Annotated in this window: 22 protein-coding genes; 5 read left to right on the forward strand and 17 right to left on the reverse strand. The window is 49.5% G+C overall.

The window, feature by feature from the left end; genetic code table 11:
- Positions 1-1,265 precede the first annotated feature (1,265 nt).
- The 13 genes from ACFVVF_RS24350 to ACFVVF_RS24410 form a co-directional block, all read right to left on the reverse strand.
- Positions 1,266-1,754 (reverse strand): hypothetical protein, encoded by a 489-nt coding sequence (locus tag ACFVVF_RS24350; protein WP_387815131.1) that lies wholly within the window; start codon positions 1,752-1,754, stop codon positions 1,266-1,268.
- Positions 1,755-1,771: 17 nt separating this feature from the next.
- Positions 1,772-2,197, reverse strand: a complete 426-nt coding sequence (locus ACFVVF_RS24355) for a hypothetical protein (protein ID WP_387815133.1) — start codon at positions 2,195-2,197, stop codon at positions 1,772-1,774.
- Positions 2,194-2,340: a hypothetical protein gene (locus ACFVVF_RS24360; protein WP_188891282.1), complete on the reverse strand. Its 147-nt coding sequence runs from the start codon at positions 2,338-2,340 to the stop codon at positions 2,194-2,196. Before ACFVVF_RS24360 ends, ACFVVF_RS24355 begins: the two co-directional genes overlap by 4 nt.
- An 18-nt stretch (positions 2,341-2,358) precedes the next feature.
- On the reverse strand, positions 2,359-2,514 hold the full coding sequence (locus ACFVVF_RS24365; protein WP_387815135.1) for a hypothetical protein: 156 nt from the start codon (positions 2,512-2,514) through the stop codon (positions 2,359-2,361).
- Positions 2,515-2,539: 25 nt separating this feature from the next.
- On the reverse strand, positions 2,540-3,424 hold the full coding sequence (locus ACFVVF_RS24370; RefSeq protein WP_387815137.1) for a hypothetical protein: 885 nt from the start codon (positions 3,422-3,424) through the stop codon (positions 2,540-2,542).
- A gap of 50 nt (positions 3,425-3,474) precedes the next feature.
- A complete protein-coding gene (locus ACFVVF_RS24375; RefSeq protein WP_387815139.1) occupies positions 3,475-4,410 on the reverse strand; it encodes a type II secretion system F family protein in 936 nt (311 codons plus the stop codon).
- Positions 4,403-5,791, reverse strand: a complete 1,389-nt coding sequence (locus ACFVVF_RS24380; RefSeq protein WP_387815141.1) for an ATPase, T2SS/T4P/T4SS family — start codon at positions 5,789-5,791, stop codon at positions 4,403-4,405. The genes ACFVVF_RS24375 and ACFVVF_RS24380 overlap by 8 nt, the downstream gene beginning before the upstream one ends.
- Positions 5,788-6,642: a CpaE/TadZ family protein gene (locus tag ACFVVF_RS24385; protein WP_387815143.1), complete on the reverse strand. Its 855-nt coding sequence runs from the start codon at positions 6,640-6,642 to the stop codon at positions 5,788-5,790. Before ACFVVF_RS24385 ends, ACFVVF_RS24380 begins: the two co-directional genes overlap by 4 nt.
- A complete protein-coding gene (locus ACFVVF_RS24390; protein WP_387815145.1) occupies positions 6,639-7,364 on the reverse strand; it encodes a CpaB family protein in 726 nt (241 codons plus the stop codon). The genes ACFVVF_RS24385 and ACFVVF_RS24390 overlap by 4 nt, the downstream gene beginning before the upstream one ends.
- 276 nt (positions 7,365-7,640) lie before the next feature.
- Positions 7,641-7,991: a type II toxin-antitoxin system PemK/MazF family toxin gene (locus ACFVVF_RS24395; RefSeq protein ID WP_028609438.1), complete on the reverse strand. Its 351-nt coding sequence runs from the start codon at positions 7,989-7,991 to the stop codon at positions 7,641-7,643.
- A gap of 3 nt (positions 7,992-7,994) precedes the next feature.
- Positions 7,995-8,276: a CopG family ribbon-helix-helix protein gene (locus ACFVVF_RS24400; protein WP_387815147.1), complete on the reverse strand. Its 282-nt coding sequence runs from the start codon at positions 8,274-8,276 to the stop codon at positions 7,995-7,997.
- Positions 8,277-8,495: 219 nt separating this feature from the next.
- Complete coding sequence (gene alr, locus ACFVVF_RS24405) at positions 8,496-9,674, reverse strand: alanine racemase (protein WP_387815409.1); 1,179 nt, start codon at positions 9,672-9,674, stop codon at positions 8,496-8,498.
- 153 nt (positions 9,675-9,827) lie between these two features.
- On the reverse strand, positions 9,828-11,045 hold the full coding sequence (locus ACFVVF_RS24410; RefSeq protein ID WP_387815149.1) for a LolA family protein: 1,218 nt from the start codon (positions 11,043-11,045) through the stop codon (positions 9,828-9,830).
- A gap of 364 nt (positions 11,046-11,409) precedes the next feature.
- On the opposite strand from ACFVVF_RS24410, the gene ACFVVF_RS24415 reads away from it, so the two are divergent.
- Positions 11,410-11,697 carry a hypothetical protein gene (locus ACFVVF_RS24415; protein ID WP_387815151.1) on the forward strand — a complete coding sequence of 96 codons (288 nt, stop codon included), beginning with the start codon at positions 11,410-11,412 and terminating at the stop codon, positions 11,695-11,697.
- Between the two features lie 144 nt (positions 11,698-11,841).
- On the opposite strand, the gene ACFVVF_RS24420 is transcribed toward ACFVVF_RS24415, so the two are convergent.
- The gene (locus ACFVVF_RS24420) at positions 11,842-12,306 is read right to left on the reverse strand and encodes a hypothetical protein (RefSeq protein WP_387815153.1); all 465 of its coding nucleotides are present in this window, start codon (positions 12,304-12,306) and stop codon (positions 11,842-11,844) included.
- Positions 12,307-12,443: 137 nt separating this feature from the next.
- Positions 12,444-13,262, reverse strand: coding sequence for a PPK2 family polyphosphate kinase (locus ACFVVF_RS24425; protein WP_387815155.1), 819 nt, complete (start codon positions 13,260-13,262; stop codon positions 12,444-12,446).
- A gap of 142 nt (positions 13,263-13,404) precedes the next feature.
- Here ACFVVF_RS24425 and ACFVVF_RS24430 point away from each other — a divergent pair, with 142 nt between their 5' ends.
- The 3 genes from ACFVVF_RS24430 to ACFVVF_RS24440 all read left to right on the forward strand — a co-directional run bounded on the left by ACFVVF_RS24430 (position 13,405) and on the right by ACFVVF_RS24440 (position 15,346).
- Positions 13,405-14,220, forward strand: a complete 816-nt coding sequence (locus ACFVVF_RS24430) for an alpha/beta fold hydrolase (RefSeq protein WP_387815157.1) — start codon at positions 13,405-13,407, stop codon at positions 14,218-14,220.
- A 205-nt stretch (positions 14,221-14,425) separates the two neighbouring features.
- Positions 14,426-14,647, forward strand: a complete 222-nt coding sequence (locus tag ACFVVF_RS24435; protein WP_387815159.1) for a PspC domain-containing protein — start codon at positions 14,426-14,428, stop codon at positions 14,645-14,647.
- Between the two features lie 36 nt (positions 14,648-14,683).
- Entirely contained in the window at positions 14,684-15,346 is a 663-nt protein-coding gene (locus ACFVVF_RS24440) for a PspA/IM30 family protein (RefSeq protein WP_387815411.1), read from the forward strand.
- Between the two features lie 56 nt (positions 15,347-15,402).
- Here ACFVVF_RS24440 and ACFVVF_RS24445 read toward each other — a convergent pair whose 3' ends face one another.
- The gene (locus tag ACFVVF_RS24445; protein WP_387815161.1) at positions 15,403-17,157 is read right to left on the reverse strand and encodes a sensor histidine kinase; all 1,755 of its coding nucleotides are present in this window, start codon (positions 17,155-17,157) and stop codon (positions 15,403-15,405) included.
- On the reverse strand, positions 17,154-17,912 hold the full coding sequence (locus tag ACFVVF_RS24450) for a response regulator transcription factor (protein WP_387815162.1): 759 nt from the start codon (positions 17,910-17,912) through the stop codon (positions 17,154-17,156). Before ACFVVF_RS24450 ends, ACFVVF_RS24445 begins: the two co-directional genes overlap by 4 nt.
- Before the next feature lie 236 nt (positions 17,913-18,148).
- Between ACFVVF_RS24450 and ACFVVF_RS24455 the strand changes: the two genes are divergently transcribed.
- Positions 18,149-19,141 (forward strand): M23 family metallopeptidase, encoded by a 993-nt coding sequence (locus tag ACFVVF_RS24455; RefSeq protein ID WP_387815164.1) that lies wholly within the window; start codon positions 18,149-18,151, stop codon positions 19,139-19,141.
- Positions 19,142-19,154: the final 13 nt, after the last annotated feature.

Genomic DNA, 19,154 nt, shown 5'->3' on the forward strand with positions numbered 1-19,154 from the left:
AGCAGGTTCGCTGGAGAGCGAACCTCCTTCATTAACCAATAGTAACTAGAAATACAAAGGAAGAGATATCGCAAATAGCGAATCTGCTTCGTTATTCGAGAATGACTAGAACTAAAACGAATTACCTTCGCTAATTTGCGAAGGTAATTTCGCTCGAGGGGGGCTAATTACGGTCGCTTCACTGAATTGCGAACCATTCTTCGCTGTTGGTGAACCTAGCTTCTCGGATAGCGAAATTTGGTTCGCTGTTGGTCGTACATGCGCAGGAATGAGGCGGAATAGCGAAAGCAGGTTCGCTAGAGAACGAACCTGCTTCGTTAACCTATGAGTAACTAGAACTACTGCAACGGAGCGATATCGCAAATAGCGAATCTTCTTCGTTATTCGATAATGACTAGAACTACAACGAATCACCTTCGCTAATTTGCGAAGGTAATTTCGTTCGAGGGGGGCTAATTGCGGGAGCTGTACAGAATTGCGAACCGTTCTTCGCTGTTGGTGAACCTAGCTTCTCGAATAGCGAAATTTGGTTCGCTGTTGGCCGTTCATGCACAGGAATGAGGCGGATTAGCGAAAGCAGGTTCGCTAGAGAGCGAACCTGCTTCGTAAACCAATAGTAACTAGAACTACAAAGGAAGAGATATCGCAAATAGCGAATCTGCTTCGTTATTCGAGAATGACTAGAACTACAACGAATTACCTTCGCTAATTTGCGAAGGTAATTTCGCTCGAGGGGGGCTAATTACGGTCGTTTCACTGAATTGCGAACCATTCTTCGCTGTTGGCGAACCTAGCTTCTCGGATAGCGAAATTTAGTTCGCTGTTGGCCGTTCATGCGCAGGATTGAGGCGGATTAGCGAAAGCAGGTTCGCTAGAGAGCGAACCTGCTTCGTTAACCTATGAGTAACTAGAACTACTGCAACGGAGCGATATCGCAAATAGCGAATCTGCTTCGTTATTCGAGAATGACTAGAACTACAACGAATCACCTTCGCTAATTTGCGAAGGTAATTTCGTTCGAGGATAAGCAGGTTCGTTCTCTAGCGAACCTGCTTTCGCTATTCCGCCTCAATCCTGCGCATGAACGGCCAACAGCAAACCAAATTTCGCTATCCGAGAAGCTAGGTTCGCCAACAGCGAAGAATGGTTCGCAATTCAGTGAAGCGCCCGTAATTAGCCGTTAACCTATGAGTAACTAAAACTACTGCAACGGAGCAATATCGCAAATAGCGAACCTGCTTCGTTAACCTATGGTTACTAAAAAACTATCCAATCACCTGCTCCGCAACGCCTTTAATCTCCCAGCCGATCGGCGGAGTAGCCGTGAAAATTCGAGGATGCTCCATTCGAATAATAAGAATGACCCCGGGGCTGCGCAGCGTAGCTTCATAATCGTATTCGTCGTTACGATAAACGTATGGAAAGCTTACGCCTTCATCAATAATTTGAAATACGAGAAGCTCAATTGGCTCGCGGAGCGGAGAGTTCGGCAGCGGCTTCCAATCATTCGCGCTTAGCTGCAGATTTGCCGCCAAATAAGATGAAGCTGCGGCTCTAGCCGCAGCTTCGTCAATGCGAATAATCCCTTCGGACAAAGCCTGCCGGTCAAGCTGGAGAGCCGCGGCATGTGCAGCGCGATTGACAGCCCGCTTCCCTTGATACAAAAGCTTCATAGCCGCTTCCTCATCCGTCTGCTGCAAATGAAGCGTCATCCACACCGTTACCATTAACGTCAACAGCAGCAGCTTGTACAATTAACGATTGCCCCTTTCTAAGGTACATACTCGCTCATTTTAATTCCGAAAGCTCTCATTCTCGCATTCTCATCTACAGGAGCCAGACCAATTAACCGGTCGATTTGAAATAAATTTTCATACGGATAGCTCATCGTCAGACGCAGCCCGCTCCCCCGGGGAAGCGGCGCAGCCGGATTCGTTGCTCCAAGCCCGTTGTCAGAGCTTACTGCATACTCCACCGCCTCCGGCCGCATTCCGAAGCTTGCGAGCCTGCTTCGGGACTGGTCGATCATGTCCGTATCGATATAACCATAGCTTCCGCTTGCTCCAACCTCCAGCAAATAATCGGTCTCCTGCTGCAAGACAGCTTGTCTGACAACGAGAACATGGCGATAAATCGGCGAGAACATCATCCAGCACATCGTTGCGGCGAATAAGACAAATACGAGTATGCTTTTCATGGACTTAGTTGCCGGATGTAGCCCCCGATTGCGTCACCGGAATCGCTCAAGCTTTTGTTCATTCCGCGCTCCCCTTCCATAACGTTCGTATAGATGACAATGACGACGATAAGGAGCAGCAGTGTCATTAGGATGCTTCTCATCCTACACCTCCAGCAAGCCTATCTGCTAGGCAGCATTTGGCTGATTTTCGTATTTGCGGCTTCGCCCTGCGACGTAATTTGACTGCTCGTTCCTGTCGTATCCTTCGTGATAATGTTATTGAACAGCAAAATCACGACAACCAGCATCATAACGGTCATTAAAATATTGCGCATTCTTTTCCCCCCTTTCCATAGCGAATTAACCCAAAGACTCGAACAGCTTCTGTCCCTCTCTGATCCATGGATAGATAAACACTTGGAATGTATACAGAATAGGGATTCCTGCAATGATAAACAGCCCGTATGAAGCGGTCTCCTTGCGGCTTTCCTTCGCGAGCTCTAACTTCTCCTTATAATCCTGAATCCGCTCGCGAAGCAGCTCATAGTATTCCGGACTCTCATGCAGTCTTAAGGAGTCAATGGTCTCGGCAAAGCTCATGCCGTCATCGGTTCCGATCCGGTGCTTAAACCGCCGAAGCGCCTGCTCGGCATCGTGATACCACTCCGTCAACAACCTGTCCATCTCTCCCCGCAGAACGCGAGTATACGGCACACAGCGCGTCAGCTTCGTATGAATATGGAGCGAAGATTCGGCCAAGTAAAGCAGCTGGTTGCTCATAATATAAATTTCTTTCGTAATGCGGTAAGCTCTCAGCTTGCGAATTGAACGTAGCCAAGGCAAATCTGCGTATAGCGCTGCTATCAGCACAACAAGCCCGATCGTTAAAAGCCCGACTCGCCCCTGCCTCAGTTGCAGCCCGAGCAGCCCTAACATAATCAACGGAAGCACAACAAGCAGTATGCGCCTTCCAGCAACGTACCAAGCTGCATCAGCCGTAAAACCGCAGCCGGCCAGCAGCGTCTCCCGCTCGGTAAAGGAAGATTGCTCCCGCGCCAGCCTCAGTCTTCGCAGCCATCTGTCCGGTACCGTTTGATGCTGCCAGTCCAGCTTCACTAAATGCGTCCAGCGCGGTCTTCTTCGCGGAAGCAGCCGAAACAGAGCAAGCACGGCAAAAAAACCGAATATCAGCTGACCTGCAAATAGGCTGAAGCCCGTAAGCCATTGGGTCATTTGCATTTGCATAGCCGCCGCTAACCTCCTCTCTTATTTATCAGTACAACGGCTACGGCTGGCTATAGCTTTCGGCGCGAAAGCCATAATCCCATTAGAAACGAGCAAAAGATAAGTACAACCGCATTGAGAAGCATGTCTCTCCCGCCAGGGTCAAGAACGTAGTACCGATAAGCGCTTTGTTTGTTGTAATGCACATTAATGCCAATAAACAAAGCTAGAAAAAGCAGCGGTGTAAAATTGACAATTCGGATTTCAAGCAGCCGATTACGCTCTTGTTCATTCGATCGCCTGGCCTTGCGCATGTCCGCAATGAGCTCCTTCAAGCTGTCAGCAATCGGCGTCCCTTCAGAGAGTGCCGCCCGGATAATATTAACAAAATAATGGCCCCAGATATGGCCAAGCGAAGCGGCGAAAATGCGCAGGCTGGCTTCATCATCTCCCCGTACAGACAGATTACGGTATAGCTGCTCAAATACGGGCTGAATTGGCCCTAACAGCCTTCTCTCCTCTACAGTACGCTGAAGTGCAATACGCACCTGCCTGCCCCCCGTCACCAAATAACATTGATAGAACAGTTCAATGGATGGCAAAAAATCAAGCTGCAGCTGCAACTGCCGTTGAACGAGCATCGCTCTTAGCGTCGTGTACGGCAGAAAGCCGGTAACGAGTCCGATGAGCAGTGTCCCTTTTATGCTTTGAAAATAAATCCCGCCTGCTCCAATGCCGGCAAGAAGCAATAGAACCGAAAAGCCAGCCAGTCCTGTCGGCGACAGCTTGAGCTGCAGCGTTTCGAGCAGCTCCGCCAAATGGCTGTACAGCCTGTCATACCGCTTCAATCTTTCGGTCAGCCGGAAGCTGATACGTCCCCTTTGACGGAAGGCTAGCTTATCCCGCCTTGCTTGCTCAGCGCTCCACAATGTAAGCGCGAACCGGATAGCTATGAAAAGAAGCAGAACCAGCAGCAGGGCAGCAGCAGCAATCGACAGTTTATTCATAAGCCGCTCCTCCCCGATCAAACCTTACTCTAGCATTGGCAGACGGAGCTTCCGGGAATAGCCAATCTCCCGTATGTTCATCGTAACGAGCCCAATCCCGAACAATAACGCCTCCTGAAGCCCAATCGATTTCTCCAATGCGGGCAATAACCCGTCTGCCGTTCACATTTCGCATCTCGATGCCGATTTGCGTCACATACTCTGCAATCCGCTTCGTCAGCCGCTCCGGATTCATTCCCCGTCCATCCAGCATGCACATGTCGCAGATCGCCTCCGGCACATCCTCCAGCGTATTGGCATGAACGGTAGTCATGCTGCCGGAATGTCCCCTCGTACAGGCCCGAACATAAATATTGGCATCCATATCCCTTATCTCCGCATGAATGATACGGTCGGGAGATTGACGTAATGCAAGCTTGAAGGCCTGTTCCGCACGGTGCAGCGAATCCTCTTCCTCCGCTTCATATTCCACCGTGTTTTTATTCGGAAAATCCCTGCCCAGCATCATCTCATAGCGGCCCTCGATCGTTACGATTCTCTCCTCATCGGGAAGTTCGGCGATGAGCGCCTTGATTAGATGCGTTTTGCCGGAATTGGTCGGCCCGATGATGACGAGATTGAACCGAGCTTGGAGGACGGCTTGAAGCATATCCAGCATGCGCATATTCAGCGTCGAATAGGGCGGGGCAGCCAGTGCTGCCAGACTAAAGCTCCTGACGATAAAAAATCGAATCGTCAGCGTTGGCCTCGACGTGAAGCCAAAGCCTGTCATCGTGACGCGCGAGCCGTCCCGGAGCACAACCTCGGCCCATCTTTTACGCGGGCCAATCCGGTCATTATTATAGAGAACAAGGTTTTGCTGTATTCGCTCCACCTCGCGTTCATGATCGAAGCAATGCTTTGAGCGTACAGCATGTCCGCCTCGCACTTCATAAATAACGGTGCCTACTACCTGGATTTCCTCGAGATCATCCTTCTGGCGAAGAACGAGCTCCAGCACATTCAGACCGATAACCTCGGCAAAAACCGCTTCAGCTAGAGTCTGATAGCTATGCGCATAACCTTCCAGCTGATGGATACGCAGCCGAATGAGCTGATCTTCAATAATGGCAAGAATTTGCTCCCTTTCATCAGCAAATCCCAGAACCGCCCGGTTCAACGTTTCGTTATATTGCTGCCGTTCCTCCTCCGACAAGCCGCGCGGTGAAGCCAGGTAAGCTTTCATCTCCTCCGCCAGCCTGCTGAAATCGTCGCTGCGTTCCTGTCTGCGTCCTGCAGTTTCACCTTCCCCTACCGGGGCAAGCCGGCGGACAGCCGAAGCATAGCCTGTAGGAGAAAACCGTCCTGCGCCGCCGCTCCCGGTCTCAGCGCCTGTTGTCATGATCCGACCCCGTTCCGGTGCGACAGCAGCTTCCGGTACCAGGGCTGCGTATGGACAGCGGGAAAGTCACGGCGGAGACCATGCTTGATCATCATACTTTCGGCCGGTCGCTTCATTGCTGTCCTTCCTTGCGGATCATCCTTCAACCATTGACTATAAGTTCCTTTGTCCAATTGCGTGAACAGATTGCTCGACAACTGAAGCTTTCCAAGCTTCGCCGTACCCATCTCTTTGCATATTTCCTTCATACGATAACCTCCTGTGCCCCACGGGGATTGAATAACGATCGTTGCAAACTGCTCGGATTGAATGCCGAACAATGGGGATAGCTGATGAATCCAGCGCTTCCCGTCCTCCTGAAAATGCGATAAGGCGCCGGTCGTCACGACAATCCGGGAATCCGCTCTGCGCAAGGCGCAAATCGTAGCTGCATTGTCCCAATAGGCACCTACGTCAACGATGACGAGGGAAAAGGCTCTTGCTGCAATGTCGATCAAATGCTCAACCTCTTCCGGTGTGAAGTATTCGGCCTGATCCCGGTGCAAATTGCCGAACAGCACTTGCAGGCAAGGCCGTTCCGGCACCCGATGTACGGCCCGCTGCAGCTTGTCTGCCGTTAAGGAACCGGATTTAAGCTCCGGGCGAAGCTTGTCCAATGTGACAGGAGGCGAGTCCACTCCGAGATAACGGTGGATTTTGGCGCTTTTCAGATGAAGGCATAAGTAAACGATTTGCTTATCGCTCGCTTCGGCAATCCGGTAAGCCAATGCAAATGCCGCCGTTGTCGTACCGATATTCGGGGTAGTCCCCACTAAAGCGATAACTGGCGAAGCGGCTCCCGCTTCGTTCATGACCCCTCACCCGTCCGCTCCGCAGGCACGTTAAGCGACTCCGGGCTAAACGCGATAACCAGCTTGCCCGCACCTTCTTTACAGTAGCCGTCAATTAGCAGCCACTGCGCCTCTGTCAGATTCAAATTAATATAGTCAATCATCCCGTTCGCATCCCGCCTCGAAGCGTACATACGAGCCCTATCATCGTCAGCGAGCGACAACAGATTCGAGTTTTGCATATTGTCGATCTCCGTATTGCCTGATGATTTCACGGATGCGACCGTTATCAGTTCCTCGAACAGCCGCCGGGACGGCTCGCCTTCCCCGGATACATAAAGGGTTACTTTGTCACCAGCCCGGATACCGTTAGAGATCGAGCGGACGTATTCCCGGGGGATTTGAAATGTCGATTCTGAGCGTGCCGGAAGCAAACGGTAGCGGTTGATCTTCCATGCAAGAATCGGCTCATTCGTTCCAAGCGGAACGACGGTCTCCATCCCGGCTACTGCGCTTGCATCAAGGAGCATATCCTTGTCCAGCGTATCCCGCGGCATACGACGGTAAATTAGATCCTCCATTTCGAGACGCTTGCCCGCTTCTATGAACCGCTTCGGCACGACAACCGCAACCGTCTCCTGCTTCTCCAGCTGCAGCCGCTGCATATGGAACAAACCATAAACGACCGAGACCGACAGGAGCGCGGCCGCCACACTAATACCCGCACTACGCTTTCTGCTCATCTTTTCTCTCCTCCTAAGCCCGCAACGCATAAAAAAAAGAACGCAGCAGTAGCCCTTAAGGCTAATCTACTTGCGTTCTTCGCAAAGCATTGCTTAACTATATAGAAATTCAACAACCAATTAATGTAATAATAACAACTAATAGCAATGTTGTCTATACATAATTTGAATTGCGCAACAATTCTAACAATCGGTACGTTAATAATAAAAGCTTCTCCCGGCAGACGGCATTATGCCGGAGCAGAAAGAAGCTTTCTTTTCGCTATCCAAAAACCATTAAAAATCGATTAAACCAACGCTGATCAGCAAGGCATCGTCGACCTTGCGCATCGTCTCGTCATCCAGATGGGTTATCTTATCGGTTAACCGCTGCTTATCGATGGTTCGAATCTGCTCCAGCAGCACGACAGAATCACGGTCAAATCCGTGGGCAGCAGCATCCATCTCGACATGAGTCGGAAGCTTAGCCTTCTGAATCTGCGCCGTAATTGCAGCCACGATTACAGTCGGGCTGAAACGGTTGCCAATGTCATTTTGAATGACAAGCACCGGTCTTACGCCCCCCTGCTCCGATCCGACGACGGGGGACAAGTCCGCAAAAAAAACATCACCGCGTTTAACGATCAAGCTCTACACCCCGCTTACGAGACGCCCCAGCATATTGTCGGCTTCTTCCTCCGCTTGAAAAGCTTCTGAGGCCATATTCAAGTTGATTTTCGCCATCTCGAGATAACCGCGCTGCATGGATTCGCGGATTTGCCGTTTTTTACGTTCGACAAGATACAGCTTCATGGCCTGCCGAATAAATTCGCTGCGATTAGAGTTCTCCTTCGCGACGATTCCGTCCACTTCCTCCAATAGCTGATCCGGCAAACTAATCATGATCCTCTTGGTGTTCTGCACATTGGCCACCGAGCAAGCACCCCCAAAACTTTTCCAACAACCATTCATATTCATTATTGCATTAATAAGCCGTCGCTATACTCCAACATATCTATGTGTTGCGTATATCAAATATGCTGTATGATTTCGCGTATAGCTCCCTGTACATCAGTTGCCTTACTTAATTCGCGATAATTGACGAAATTCCTTTTTACTCTGGCAATTTTTGCGTTTTGGAAAATTTTCCACCTAAATCAACGGATTTTCGACTGCAACCGCTTTGCCATTCTTCATATAAATACGCGGAACACGGGCAGCCATCATGCATGTTACTTCGTAATTAATGGTACCGAGCTGATCCGCGATTTCCTCGGCCGTAATGCACTCATCGCCCTGACGGCCGATGAGCACGACCTCTTCGCCCGGCTGAACCGCTTCCTCAACTGATACTTCGTCCAAAGCAATCATGCATTGATCCATGCAGATCGTTCCGAGCACCGGCACTTTCACACCTCTAACCAGCACCTTTGCTTTACCGCCCAGCATCCGGCTAAACCCGTCGGCATAACCAATGGGAAGCGTTCCGATCTGCTCCTGCTTTGAAGTGACATAACGGGAGCCATAGCTGATTCCCCAGCCTGGAGGCGCTTCCTTTACCATGACAACCTCGCTTTTCAGCGACATGACCGGTTCAAGCGCAATAGCGTCCTGCTTCACTTCAACTGAAGGATAAAGACCGTACATGCTGATGCCCAGCCTTACCATATCGCTAGGCCATTCCGGCATATCGATTCCGGCTGCGCTGTTCGCAGAATGTATAATCTTAATCGGCAGCTGCTTCTGTTTGACATAATCCACAATTTCACTAAATCGTTCATACTGCTGCTTAGTATGGCTTTTATCCAGCTCATCTGCCCGGGCAAAGTGAGTGAACAGTCCCTCAACCTCAAGCTGCGGAACCTTCAGCGCCCGTTCGATAAAATCAGCAACGGCTTGAACGCCGAGCAACCCTAACCGACCCATGCCAGTATCCATCTTGACATGCGCTTTCAACCGTTTGCCGTCTTCACTCTGCGGCAGCGCCGCAGCCGCTTCCAGAACATCCTCACGGAATAAGGCAACCGTAACGTCATGGCTTCGGGCAACTTCCAGCGCATATGCGGGAACGTAACCCAGCACGAGTATCGGTGCCGTTATGCCGGCCTGTCTGAGCTGGAGCGCTTCATCTAGAAAAGCGACGCCCAGATAGTCGACACCAAACCGTTCGGCTTCGCGGGCAACTGCAACCGCTCCATGACCGTAAGCATTCGCCTTCACAGCAACAAGCAGCCGGCGGCCTTCAGGCATCGTGTTCCGGAACGCTTGAAGATTGCGATTGAGTGCATCGAGCGAAATTTCTACCCTCGTCGGGCGATAATACGAATCCAAGTCGTTCACCTAACCTCTCTGACGGCCAATCCCTAAATCCAACATCCAGTCCGGACGATAAACATCATAAAAACAATGTTATACGTTGCCGCTTGGGCTGTCAATGAATTGGCCGCCTGAAACAGTTAGCACCTCTTGGAAACTCGCTGCCGCTTATTTTGACGTGTCTGCCTGAACGGATTGCGCAATTTTCGTTAATTCCTTGTCGGACAACGTAGAGCTTGTTAGACGGAATTGATTGCCTTCATACAACCATGTAAGTGTACGCTGCTCTTCACCGCTGCTGATTTGTCCGATCGTGAAGCCCAGATCAAACATTTCGCCTTCGCTATAGGATGCCGCCTGATCCTTCGGCTGCGTTTGAATGAGCGAGTAGTCGTAGGTGCCCGTGTAACGGGTCATGAGACCGGCGTTGCCGCCGAATACGATATCCACGCTGTCTTTCTCCGAGACGCCTTGCGGCATATAGGTTGGCAGCATCACTTGCAGAATGGCTCCCGCTTCATTCGGCTGAGCGATTGTCTCATCGGTTTCCTCTTCCGTTTTCCCGCCGTTTGCATTGGCATTATCCGTTTTACCTGCTGCAGGGTCCTTTTTCGAACCGTTATTAGCTTCAGCGCCAGCTTTTGTGCCGGCATTGCTGCTGTTATCGCTAGGAGTAGTGGCTTGCTCGCTGCCTTCTCCGTTGTCATCAGGCTCTACAGTTGTCGCTTGATCGCCAGTACCGCCGTTGGATGGGGCAGATTTCATATTCGCTTCCGTCTCAAAAGCGCTGCTTTCGAATTTCGGACCGAATTCAAAGGTATCGAATTTCACGTCTACCATTACAGAAGCATTCGTATCGCTGACTTCCACATGCACCGGCTTGAAATCCGACTTGTTCAGCCAGATTTTTTGACGGGCAAGCGAGCCATTATTGTAATTGGCCATGACATCAAATACATAAGAGTTGTCTTCGACTGCAAATTGACGGGAATTATCGAGCAAAATGCTTTGTACCAGCGTCTGATACAAATACACCTGGCCTTGGTTTTGCGGCCAATCGCTTTGGAAACGGAATACTTTGTTCAGACGGGGAGTGAGTACAAATACGCCGTCGTCATTGCGGAGCACAATTTGCGTAATATCTTTCTCAGTGTTGGTCAATTTAATCCGGTAAAAATTAGGCTTCTGATAAGAAACCTCAACCGCATACTGGAGAGGCTGTGTACCGGTATTGAGAGTCATCGTTCCGCTCCCCCGATAGCTCTCCATGCTGCTCACCGTCTTATCGAGCTCCTTGACCACGGACTCGGCGTCCTTCGTCCCGCAAGCGCTCAATACGAGTGAGAAAACTAACAAAATTGCCGCGGCCCATGTAATGCGACGCATTCCAATCAACCCCTCTTCACAATGTTTTTCCAACTGGTAACATGTCTATGAGGGAACTTGGACAATTATGCGGACTGGCAATGGCTTGGCTTTATTTAAATTTTTCGTTAATTATTTAAGATGCCAAGAATGTTCAACGATTTAGGGAATATAATACAAAGGTATCTTTGTTTTGTTGACAAAATCATTAAAAATTTGACTCTCATCATCTCATTTCGATGTAAAACGACCGCAAAAAACAATTAGTCTTGAAAAAAGAGGGGGATTTTAGCAAAAAAGGGATTGTAAAGTGAATTTAAGCCGCTATAATAAGATGTGAACGTTGTGTGACGACGTCAATTATTATCAAAGGGAGAGATCATTTTTGGAACTCAATAATGAACCGCAAGCAAATCCGTATAACGCGGGGTACAACAACCAGCAAGTATCGCCGGTTATTACGGTAGGAGAATGGATGCTCATGATGCTCATTTCGATCATTCCGATCGTTGGCATTATCATGATGTTCGTCTGGGCTTTCGGGGAAGGCAATCCGACTAAGAAAAACTACTATAAAGCTGCACTGCTGTGGGCTGCAATTGTACTTGTCATTTACATTCTTATTGCTGTACTGTTCCTGGGCAGCATGTTCGCTGCATTTAGCAATCTGTAATACCCGTTACATACCCGCTGGGGGGGCGGTCAGGCTGTCGAGAAATTCTCGGCAGCTTTTTTTGTTTAGCCATCTACGCTTTAAGCTGTAACTGTTTCTGCTGCAGGTCCTGTGAAAGGCCTCCGCAGGCCTACACCAGCTAGCTTACTCGCTATATTTGTTCAGCCAATCCTTTTGCCAGTCTTGATATGACTTCACTTGAACCTCTTCCAGCGTCTTGCCGTCTAACGACCAGTATCCTCCATCAGATTCATCGTCAGACGGGGCTGACGTGCCCCCGATTGCTTTTCCATTCACTACATAGACGAATACATTTACTTTTCCAGCAGAAAGCGGGTGGTTTTTTACACTGAATTTTTCAACTTCAATGGTTTTGCCGAAAAAAGGGACAGGGTCAACTGACTGTAGTCCCCAATACATCATATAGGGCAGGGTAATTATTTTTTGTTTCGTTAATTCATAACTTTCTGCATGGGCTTCATAGGACAAAACTTGATAGCCCCGTTTTTCAAGGAAGCTTTTGGCTGCGGATTGATTCCTTGTTAAGTCATTGGGCGCCGAACATCCGATCAATATGACTAGCAGAAGAATAGGCATGACATATTTCATTGGAATCCTCCAGTTTAGTGCGTCGTTATCCACCTAACGCTGTCCGGGGAAGTAAAGTTGCAGCTCTAACCTTGTGCAGAAGCGGAAAAAGCCCCTCGGCATGTGGCAATAACCGGGGGACTTGCATGCAGCCATTATTATTTTTCTGCTTCCTTAATTTCAGCCAGCAGCTGCTGCAGCTCCGGATTGGCAGGCGGCTCTTTCAGATCCAGGCTGCGCAATGCTTCAACCGCAATTTTCAGCACCGCGTAATTCCGGTACCAGCGATTATCCGAAGGGATCAAATGCCAAGGCGAAGCCTTGCTGCATTTCTCGAACAGCTCCTCGTAATAGCTGCTGTACTGCTTCCATGATTTGCGTTCCTGCAAATCGGAAGGATCAAACTTCCAGTTTTTAGTCGGATCCTCGATCCGGCTGATCAGCTTCTCCAGCTGGAATTGCTTTGATATGTGCAAAAACAGCTTCACAACCTTAACCCCATTATCCGCCAGCAGCGACTCAAAATGATTAATATGCTTGAAGCGGTGCCGGGCTTCCTCATCGTCCACCTTGCCATGCACCCTCGTAATAAGCACATCCTCATAATAAGAACGGTTAAAAACAGCGATTTGTCCCAGTGCCGGTACAACTTGATGTGTCCGCCATAAAAAATCATGACGGGATTCTTCCTCCGTCGGAGCTTTGAAGCTATGCGCCGAGATGCCTTGCGGGTTTAGCCCGGCAAAAACCTTCTTAATGACTCCATCCTTGCCGCTGCAATCCATGCCTTGAAAAACAAACAAAACAGCATGCTCTTTCCCTGCGATCAGCTTCTCCTGCAGGTCCTGCAGCTCCTGCTCCAGCTGCTCAATCTCCTCGGCTAACTCGTCTTTATTTGAAAAGCGGCCCGTATCCTTAGGATCATAATTCGAGAGATTCACTTTCTTCTTCACTGAAACGCGAAACTCCTTGCTCATGCTCTCACAACCTTCCTTCTTATCTATATCCTATTTATTCTATTTTCTTATTCTTATCCCTTCATCATTCCCATTAAACAGGCTTTTCAATGACCGGCAAAACGGGTAATGAAACAAATAGGAACCGAAAGGAGAGAATGGGATGGGAACTTATGTAGAGGTTGAAAAAAATGTTACTTTATATGTAGAGGATGTCGGGAAAGGGACTCCAGTCATCTTCCTGCATGGCTGGCCGCTTAACAGCCGGATGTTCGAATATCAATTTACTTGGCTCTCCGAACAGGGGTATCGCTGCATCGGCATCGACCAGCGGGGCTTCGGCAAATCGGATGCTCCGGCAGAAGGCTACAGCTATGACCGCTTGGCAGATGATATTAAAGCGGTTATTGACCGCTTGGAGCTGGATCAAGTCTATTTAGTCGGTTTCTCTGTAGGCGGCGCAATTGCTGTTCGTTACATGGCGCGCCATGGCGGCTATCGCATCCGGAAACTCGCCTTGCTGGGTGCAGCCGCTCCAGCCTTCACGCAGCGGGACCATTACCCGTACGGCATGAAGCGTGAAGAGGCTGAAGCTCAAATTGCGGCAATCCAGCAAGACCGGCCTCAGCTGCTTCGCGACTTTGGCTCGCAATTTCTAGATGGCGGCGGGGAGAAGGCGATAAGCGGTCCTTTCAAAGACTGGCTTCAACAGCTTGGGCTTGAGGCTTCCGCTTGGGGCACCGTACGTACCTTCGAATCGCTCAGGGACGAGGATTTACGTGAAGATATACTGCAGATCAAGACGTCGACAACCATCTTCCAGGGGATGCGTGATACCATCTGCCCGCCGGAATTTGCTGCGTTGCTGCTCGCCGGCATCGACGGCTCTACACTTGTTCAGTTCAAGCAGAGCGGACACGGCATACTGTTTGATGAGCCGGACAAGTTCAATGAAGAGCTGCTGCGCTTCCTGAAGTAAACCGTACAAACATCTCTCTATCTCTCCAGCCTTAAATCGCTTTATATCGCCTTCAGAATGGCCAAAGCCGTCCCATCCCCGCCGCCCGTCTCAGTCTTTCCCCGCCTTAAGGCCAGTTTCAGAAACCGACTGGGGACTGTTACGAGCAGCCGGAATCCATACTACAATAAAGACATCGAAGAGCAAGTCGAAAGGATGATGGGAAATGAAAAAATTATTTCGTTCACAGACTGACCGCAAGCTGACAGGTCTTTGCGGAGGCATCGGGGAGTGGCTGGGTGTTGATCCTACTGTAGTTCGATTGTTGGTAGCAATAGCGGCACTATTCAGCTTCGGGGCGGTCGTGTTGATCTACATCGTCGCATCGATCTTCGTTCCTAAAGCGCCTTACGGCGATTTTAACTACACTAACCAATACCACTTTTAATTATTTGATTAATAAAAAACTAAGGGAGAGATGATGATGGGAATTTTGGAGAGAGTTTTTTCGATTACGAAAGCAGCGGCAAATGAGATGTTGGACAAAATTGAAAATCCGGTCATGATGCTGAACCATTACTTGAGAGATTTGGACGAGGACATCGCCAAAGCCGAGCGTTCGCTGGTTTCCCAGCAAGCACAAGTACGGATGCTGCAATCGAAGCTGGATGAGCAAAATGGCCAAGCTGCTTACTATGAAGACAAAGCGGTACAAGCCGCATCTGCTGACCGCGAGGCGGAAGCAAGAACAGCTTTGGAAGCCAAGCTTCTCTATAAGGAGCATGCTGAGGAATCTTCCCGCCTGCTTGAATTTGCCCAACAGGCCGTAACTGAAATTGAATTGCGCCTGGAATCCTTGAAAGAAGAACGCACACGTCTGCAAAGCAAACGTACAGAGCTGATTGCCCGCGTCCAGCAAGCCGGAGCCGTATCCGGTGCGCCTGCGGCCCCATCCTTCCAAGGCAGCTCGGCCGCAAGAGGCTTTGACCGCATCGAGCAAAAGGTAATGGAGTGGGAGGCAGCGCGTGAGCTCTCGAAAACGCCGCATGGCAGCTACAGCGGCTCAGCGTCCAGCATCCCTAATCCGCAGCAAGAAAAACGCAATGCGCTTGTCGAAGAAGAGCTTCAGCGTTTGTTGAATAAGTAATTAATGAAAAGAGAGCCCATTCTTGCATTCAGCAAAATGGGCTCTCTTTTCATTAATCATTTGATTGTCGGGAAGGTCAACCGGATGGTCGTACCGGTGCCGGGATAGGTTCGCACCGTAATTTCGCCGCTCATCGCCTCTACAAGCCCTTTCGCAATAGCCATGCCTAGGCCTGAACCGTCCGTTGAGCTTGCACTGTCGGTCCCCCGATAATATCGCTCGAACAGCCTGTTGGCCGTATCCCCGTCCATGCCATTGCCGTTGTCGCTGAATGATATCGCTGCTTGCCCTCTGTCCTCCACCTCTTCAACCTTTACCGTCAATACCGTCTCCGGAGGATTATAGAGCCATACGTTAGCAGCAATATTGGCCACGATCCGCTCCATCCAAGGCTTATGCAGCTTCGCATACAACGGCTTGGCTGCCGGGACGAACCGGATTCTCTCTTTATTGAATAAAGGATTGGATCCTGCACGCTCCAAAGCCTCTGCCATCCATTCATTCAGTTCGATTCGTTCTCCTTCTTCCTGCTGCATACCGGCGCTGATCCGGTAAGACATGGCCAAGTCGTTAATAAGCGTATCCATATGAGCAGCCTTCTCCAGCATAATGCGGGAAAACTTGCGAACCTCCTCCGGGCTCCATTCATAACTGTCCTCGGCAAGCATATGCGTATACCCTTTAATAGAGGAAAGCGGTGTTTTCAAGTCATGGGTAATGCCTGAAATCCATTCTTCCCGCAAATGTTTGTTTTGCTCCCGCAGCTTCTGATTTCTTAATAATGTCGCAGCCAGATGATCAATGGAGTAAAGCACCTCTGCAAATACCCGGTATCGCGAACGCCATTCCCCGGTCCGCTTGCGGCTGCCTGCAATGCCTCTGCGGTCAAGCGGCTCATTGAAATCTCCTTTGCCTAATGAATTCAGCCAAGCCAGCGTATGAAGCATCGGCCCCCCGAAACGGTGCGCATTCCATAAAGACAGCAGGATAAAGACGATAATTAGCGCAACGAACATGACTGTCATTGCGGTAAGGAGAACTTTTCCCTCCGGCGGCAGCCACCCCCGGTCCACGCTTCCGCCGGATATATTGGGAACGCCTACGATCCAGGTTCTGCCTGTGTCCTCATCATAAGAGGTGAGAATACGGTCGTCAAAACGGTAGAAGTACAAAGTACGAACGACCATATCGTCTATTTTATAGTGATCCTCAACTCCCTTTGGTTTATTGAACGAAGCCAGCTCCTTGCCTTGCCGATCCAGCAATTGAACAAATCCGCCTAACGCACGCAGCCGGTCAGCCGCTCTCTCCGGAATTATTAGCTCTTTGCCGGAAAGCGCAGAACCCGCTTTCACTTGTTCAAACAACGGGGTCAGCTCATTGCGCGTTCCGTAGATCAGTGTAAACAGCTTGCCTTCCTTCTGCTGAACCCATAGATAAATTTCATAAGGAAACGAATTTTTGTTCAGCCAATACTCCATTAACTGCCCGGAAGTATACTGTTTGGGCACATCATTCGGCGTGTTGTAGGAACGTTCTACTTGGCCGTTCTCATCCAGGCTTTGCAGCCAGCCGTTATTTTTCTTCACCCGCTCCAGCAAGCCTGGTTCAAATTCGAAGCCGTCCTTGGTCAGCTTGGAGGATTCGACGAGCCGCTCCAGACCAACCGAGGCAAAATCGCGGGAAATTTGAATTTCGGCATATTGACGAATGACCCAAAGACCGGTCAGTACTACGATCAGCAAAGAGACGATACCTGCAATCGATAATTGGAAAACAAACCGCAAAGCTAATCGCCGCTTAATGTTCATCGCTTTTCGATGCCTTTTTCTTTCGGCTGTATCAGCTTATACCCTAAGCCTCTAACATTGACGATAAATTGAGGGTTGGAGGGATCGGCTTCAATCCGCTCGCGGATGCGGTGAATATGAACCATTACCGTATTATCATCGTTAAAGGCGTCAACGCCCCACACTTGCTCATACAGCTCGCTTTTGCTAAATATCCGGTTCGGGTTTTCGCATAAAAACAACAATAATTGAAAGACAAGCGCCGGGCATGATACCGTCTCGCCCTCAACAATTAGTTCTCCCGCTTCCGCATTTACTTGAAACCTTCCATAATCATAGACCTTTTGCGTTTGGGCATGCAGACGTGTGCTCTCTCCAGGCTGACCAGCGGCAAGCCGTTTGGCATGCGTATACCGGCGCAGCTGCGAGCGCATGCGGGCTACAACCTCCATCGGGTTAAACGGCTTCGTAATATAATCGTCGCCGCCTACCGCAAAGCCGGTCAATTTATCAAAATCAGATGTTCGTGCTGTCAAGAATAGGATTGGCGCGTCAGTCATTTCCCGCAAAAAAGGAGCGGCCTCAATCCCGCTTCGTCCTGGCATCATAACATCGAGAACGATCAGGTCATATTCCTTGCCTCTGCAAGCGGCGAGAGCCTCCTCAGCAGATGACGCACTGTCGATGTCGGTAAACCCTTCTTTCTCCAGCACCGTTCGCATTAATTCAACTATAGAATGCTCGTCATCGACAAGCAGAATGGAATGATTGTTCATTCTGTACACCAGCTTCCTTCATGCAGTTTATTTCATTAGTTTACCATGATCCTTGCAGCCGAACCTACCGTGCTCTCTTAACACAGTCTTAATTCTGCTTACGATAAAAAGGAAATGAATTAAGCTTGTGTTCACTAAAGCGTTCAGTTCCTATAAGGTTGCCCTGTTATTCTAACTGAGAATAGAAAATCGATAAATCGGAGGCGTTAAGGTTGGAGAAAAAATCAAATTTTAAGATGAGAAAAGTTGCTTTAATATTGGTTGCAGGTGCATTTGCCGGCTTGCTGGCTGGATGCGGAGGCAGTAAAGAGGCACCGGAACCATCACCGACCGTGAAAGAGGCAGTGACAAACGAAGGGGAGAAGAGCGAATTTAAATTCGAGAATTTGCCAGACCTCCTGTTGCGCGGAGAATATAAGACCATCTACAATCATGCGACCCAATCATTCAGGAATGAAATCAGTCTGGCTGATTTCAGCGCCCTGGTTGGAAACTTTAGCAAAGGCGTAGACTCGCTGCAGCAATCCTCTTTCATGAGGCTGAACGGAATGGAATTGCGGTCTTGGACGGCCCCTGGCGGCAAAAAAGGGCTGATTGCACTCCTGGATGCGAACAATGATATTGACAGCCTGCAGGTCCGGCCGCTTGAGATCTTCCCCGATACCGACGCTCAATTGACGAAGGTAGCGTATGAGCCGCCGTTTAAAGGAGACTGGTTCGTTTATTGGGGCGGAATCAACGCTTTGGTGAACTATCACTACGAATATCCTGGCCAGCGTTATGCCTATGACATCATTAAAGTGAAGGATGAGAAATCGTATAACGGGGATCCGCTTAAAAACGAAAGCTACTACGCCTTTAATCAGGATGCCTTTGCCCCTGCAGACGGTGTAGTTGTAAAGGTTATTAATGATGTTCCTGACAATGAGCCGGTTGGCGTTATGAATGAAAAAGCACCCGAAGGCAATGTCGTGGTTATCGACCATGGCGGCGAATACAGCTTTACCGCACACATGAAGAAGGGCACTATTATTGTAAAAGAAGGGGATAAGGTCAAAACGGGCGATCTTCTCGGTAAAACCGGCAATTCCGGCAATTCCGCCGAGGCGCATATTCATTTCCAAGTTTCAAATGGCCCTGACTTATTCGATGGCTCCCATGCCATTCGTGTAAAATGGAAAAACAACATCGAGGACTCGCAGGGACATACAATTTCTGGCGGTGAGTAAAGCAATAAACAAG

Source organism: Paenibacillus sp. NPDC058174 (genome assembly GCF_042883865.1).
Classification (GTDB): Bacteria; Bacillota; Bacilli; order Paenibacillales; family Paenibacillaceae; genus Pristimantibacillus.

Bases quoted from the DNA above. Each gene is read 5' to 3' on its own strand.
- ACFVVF_RS24360 (WP_188891282.1), bottom strand. From the start codon at position 2,340: ATGAGAAGCATCCTAATGACACTGCTGCTCCTTATCGTCGTCATTGTC.
- ACFVVF_RS24355 (WP_387815133.1), bottom strand. From the start codon at position 2,197: ATGAAAAGCATACTCGTATTTGTCTTATTCGCCGCAACGATGTGCTGG.
- ACFVVF_RS24450 (WP_387815162.1), bottom strand. From the start codon at position 17,912: ATGAACAATCATTCCATTCTGCTTGTCGATGACGAGCATTCTATAGTT.
- ACFVVF_RS24385 (WP_387815143.1), bottom strand. From the start codon at position 6,642: ATGAACGAAGCGGGAGCCGCTTCGCCAGTTATCGCTTTAGTGGGGACT.
- ACFVVF_RS24430 (WP_387815157.1), top strand. From the start codon at position 13,405: ATGGGAACTTATGTAGAGGTTGAAAAAAATGTTACTTTATATGTAGAG.
- ACFVVF_RS24370 (WP_387815137.1), bottom strand. From the start codon at position 3,424: ATGCAAATGCAAATGACCCAATGGCTTACGGGCTTCAGCCTATTTGCA.
- ACFVVF_RS24425 (WP_387815155.1), bottom strand. From the start codon at position 13,262: ATGAGCAAGGAGTTTCGCGTTTCAGTGAAGAAGAAAGTGAATCTCTCG.
- ACFVVF_RS24365 (WP_387815135.1), bottom strand. From the start codon at position 2,514: ATGCGCAATATTTTAATGACCGTTATGATGCTGGTTGTCGTGATTTTG.
- ACFVVF_RS24410 (WP_387815149.1), bottom strand. From the start codon at position 11,045: ATGCGTCGCATTACATGGGCCGCGGCAATTTTGTTAGTTTTCTCACTC.
- ACFVVF_RS24390 (WP_387815145.1), bottom strand. From the start codon at position 7,364: ATGAGCAGAAAGCGTAGTGCGGGTATTAGTGTGGCGGCCGCGCTCCTG.
- ACFVVF_RS24375 (WP_387815139.1), bottom strand. From the start codon at position 4,410: ATGAATAAACTGTCGATTGCTGCTGCTGCCCTGCTGCTGGTTCTGCTT.
- ACFVVF_RS24380 (WP_387815141.1), bottom strand. From the start codon at position 5,791: ATGACAACAGGCGCTGAGACCGGGAGCGGCGGCGCAGGACGGTTTTCT.
- ACFVVF_RS24420 (WP_387815153.1), bottom strand. From the start codon at position 12,306: ATGAAATATGTCATGCCTATTCTTCTGCTAGTCATATTGATCGGATGT.
- ACFVVF_RS24445 (WP_387815161.1), bottom strand. From the start codon at position 17,157: ATGAACATTAAGCGGCGATTAGCTTTGCGGTTTGTTTTCCAATTATCG.
- ACFVVF_RS24435 (WP_387815159.1), top strand. From the start codon at position 14,426: ATGAAAAAATTATTTCGTTCACAGACTGACCGCAAGCTGACAGGTCTT.
- ACFVVF_RS24455 (WP_387815164.1), top strand. From the start codon at position 18,149: ATGAGAAAAGTTGCTTTAATATTGGTTGCAGGTGCATTTGCCGGCTTG.
- ACFVVF_RS24440 (WP_387815411.1), top strand. From the start codon at position 14,684: ATGGGAATTTTGGAGAGAGTTTTTTCGATTACGAAAGCAGCGGCAAAT.